The organism is Paenibacillus sp. BAC0078 (assembly GCF_054483875.1).
Genome location: NZ_JBTLRW010000068.1, coordinates 1 through 758, shown reverse-complemented (window position 1 = coordinate 758; position 758 = coordinate 1). Strand labels below are relative to the sequence as shown.

General features: G+C 42.7%; 1 protein-coding gene. It reads right to left on the bottom strand.

Annotation, left to right across the window (positions count from 1 at the left end):
• Positions 1 to 141: 141 nt before the first annotated feature.
• Entirely contained in the window at positions 142 to 615 is a 474-nt protein-coding gene (gene tnpA / locus ACX1DY_RS31450) for an IS200/IS605 family transposase (RefSeq protein WP_458968047.1), read from the bottom strand.
• Positions 616 to 758: the final 143 nt, after the last annotated feature.

Here is a 758-nt window from a genome sequence, read left to right as displayed (position 1 = left end):
AATCAGAACCACCCGTCCAACGGGTGGTTTGCACTTGGGGTATAACCCCCTGTTGCCAAACTGCGCCTAAAGACGCTAGCCTGACAATAAATTGTTCAGGCTCAGTGTAATTTGTCCCTTTCACTTCCCAGTTAAACTGGTTTACTTCTTCTTGCTACTGTTTCTGTTAAATGGATCTTCATATTCTTTCACACTCAGTTTGTCCACTGCTTGGTCATGTGCTTCTTGTTCACGTATATATTTAGCGACGGTGGCTTCATTTAAGCCCACTGTGCTCACGTAGTATCCCTCCGCCCAAAATTTTCGATTACCATACTTATATTTTAAATTCGCATGCCTCTCGAATATCATCAGTGCGCTTTTTCCCTTCAGATATCCCATAAATGAGGATACTGAGATTTTTGGAGGAATCGCTACTAACATATGTACATGATCTGGCATCATGTGACCTTCTATGATCTCCACCCCCTTGTATTTACATAAACGTTTGAAGATTTCGATCAAGTCTTTCCTCACTTGATTATAGATCTCTTTCCGTCTATACTTCGGGGTGAACACGATGTGGTATTTGCACATCCACTTCGTGTGAGCTAGACTATAGCTCTTGTTTGCCATCTAAGACCATTCCTTTCAATTGAGCCTGAACATCTCAATTTTATCGGAATGGTCTTGTTGGTCAAACCCTTGATCCCTCCACCCGCATAGCGGGTGGTTTTTTGTTTCGCGCGTTTCACGCACTCAACTGGCTAAAGCCTAAA

Bases quoted from the DNA above. Each gene is read 5' to 3' on its own strand.
- tnpA (WP_458968047.1), bottom strand. From the start codon at position 615: ATGGCAAACAAGAGCTATAGTCTAGCTCACACGAAGTGGATGTGCAAA.